This is a genomic window from Brachybacterium sp. NPDC056505 (assembly GCF_042794925.1).
GTDB classification, from domain to species: Bacteria; Actinomycetota; Actinomycetes; order Actinomycetales; family Dermabacteraceae; genus Brachybacterium; species Brachybacterium kimchii.
The window spans coordinates 1-2,091 of record NZ_JBHTSV010000068.1 but is presented as its reverse complement, the minus strand read 5'-3'; the positions used below and the strand labels follow the sequence as shown (position 1 = coordinate 2,091).

Annotated in this window: 1 protein-coding gene; it reads right to left on the bottom strand. The window is 70.2% G+C overall.

The window, feature by feature from the left end; translation table 11 throughout:
* Positions 1 to 34: 34 nt before the first annotated feature.
* On the bottom strand, positions 35 to 2,091 hold a 2,057-nt coding region (gene infB, locus ACFQ53_RS17665; protein ID WP_377862283.1), incomplete at its 5' end, for a translation initiation factor IF-2.

Here is a 2,091-nt window from a genome sequence, read left to right as displayed (position 1 = left end):
GCCCCGGATCGACCGGGGCGCCCGACGCGCGCTGTCACTTCGAGGTGTTCTCGCGAGGCTTCTCGCGCATCTCGTAGGTGGTGATCAGGTCATCGTTCTGGAGGTCGTTGAAGCGCCCCAGGTTGATGCCGCACTCGAAGCCCTCGCGGACCTCGGTCACGTCGTCCTTGAAGCGACGCAGACCGGCGATCTCGAGTCCCTCGGTGATGACCACTCCGCCGCGGGTGATGCGGGCCTTCGCACCGCGGCGGATCTCGCCGCTGCGCACGATAGAACCGGCGATGTTGCCGAACTTCGAGGAGCGGAAGATCTCGCGGATCTCCGCCGACCCCGTGTCGACCTCCTCGTACTCGGGCTTGAGCATGCCCTGCAGGGCCTGCTCGATCTCCTCGATGGCGCGGTAGATCACGGAGTAGTACTTGATCTCCACGCCCTCGCGGTCCGCGTACTCGGCGTTCTGGCCCTCGGCGCGCACGTTGAATCCGATGATCACGGCGTCGGAGGCGACGGCGAGGTTGATGTTGTTCATCGTGATCGCGCCGACGCCGCGGTCGATGATCCGCAGCTGCACCTGGTCGTCGATCTCGATACCCAGCAGGGCCTCCTCGAGCGCCTCGACGGAGCCCGCCGCGTCGCCCTTGAGGATGAGGTTGAGAGTCTCGACCTTGCCCTCGGCCATCGACTTGGTGATGTCCTCGAGGCTGATCCGCTTGCGGGCCTTCGACAGTGCGGCGGCGCGCTTGGCGGCCTCGCGCTTCTCGGCGATCTGACGGGCGGTGCGCTCGTCGGCCGCGACCAGGAAGGAGTCGCCGGCGCCGGGCACGGAGGTCAGACCGAGCACCTGCACCGGGCGGGCCGGGCCCGCCTCCTCGACGTTCTGGCCGTGCTCGTCGAGCATCGCTCGCACACGGCCGTGGCCGGTGCCGCAGACGATCGCGTCGCCCACGTGGAGCGTGCCCTGCTGCACCAGGACCGTCGCCACCGGGCCGCGACCGCGGTCCAGGTTGGCCTCGATCGCGATGCCGCGGGCCTGCTTGTCCGGGTTGGCGCGCAGGTCCAGGGCGGCGTCCGCGGTGAGCAGGACGGCGTCCAGGAGCTTGTCTATGTTCTGACCCTCGCGGGCGGAGACGTCGACGAACATGGTCTCGCCGCCGTACTCCTCGGCGACCAGGTTGTACTCGGTCAGCTGCTGGCGCACCTTGTCCGGGTTCGCGTCCGGCTTGTCGATCTTGTTGACCGCGACCACGATCGGCACGTCCGCCGCCTGGGCGTGGTTGAGCGCCTCGATGGTCTGCGGCATCACACCGTCATCGGCCGCGACCACGAGGATCGCGATGTCGGTGACGTCGGCGCCGCGGGCACGCATGGCCGTGAAGGCCTCGTGGCCCGGGGTGTCGATGAAGGTGATCGCGCGGTCCTCGGGACCGTCCTCGCTCTCGTGCTCCACCTCGACCTGGTAGGCGCCGATGTGCTGGGTGATCCCGCCGGCCTCGCCGGCCTGGACCTTCGCGTTGCGGATCGAGTCCAGCAGGCGGGTCTTGCCGTGGTCGACGTGACCCATGACCGTGACCACGGGCGAGCGGGGAAGACGATCCTCGTCGTCCTCCTCGGCGAGCTCGGCATCGAGATCGATGTCGAACTGCTCGAGCAGCTCGCGCTCCTCGTCCTCCGGGGAGACGATCTCGATCTTGTAGCCGAGCTCCTCCCCCAGCAGGTGGAAGGTGTCCTCGTCGAGGGACTGGGTGGCCGTGGCCATCTCGCCCATCGCGAAGAGGACGGTGATCAAGGACGCGGGGTTCACCTCGATGCGGTCGGCGAAGTCGCTGAGCGAAGCGCCGCGACGCAGCCGGATGGCCGCGCCGTTCCCGCGCGGGATCGACACGCCGCCCGGTGCGGGCGCCTGCATCTGCTCGAACTCCTGGCGCTTCGCGCGCTTCGACTTGCGCGAGCGCGCGGGCTTGCCGCCGCGTCCGAAGGCGCCCTGGGTGGCGCCGCGACCGCCGCGACCGCGCGGGCCGCCGAAGCCGCTGCGGGGACCGCCGCCGCCTCCGGGACCGCCGCCGGGGCCGCCGCCGCTGCGGGGGCCGCCGC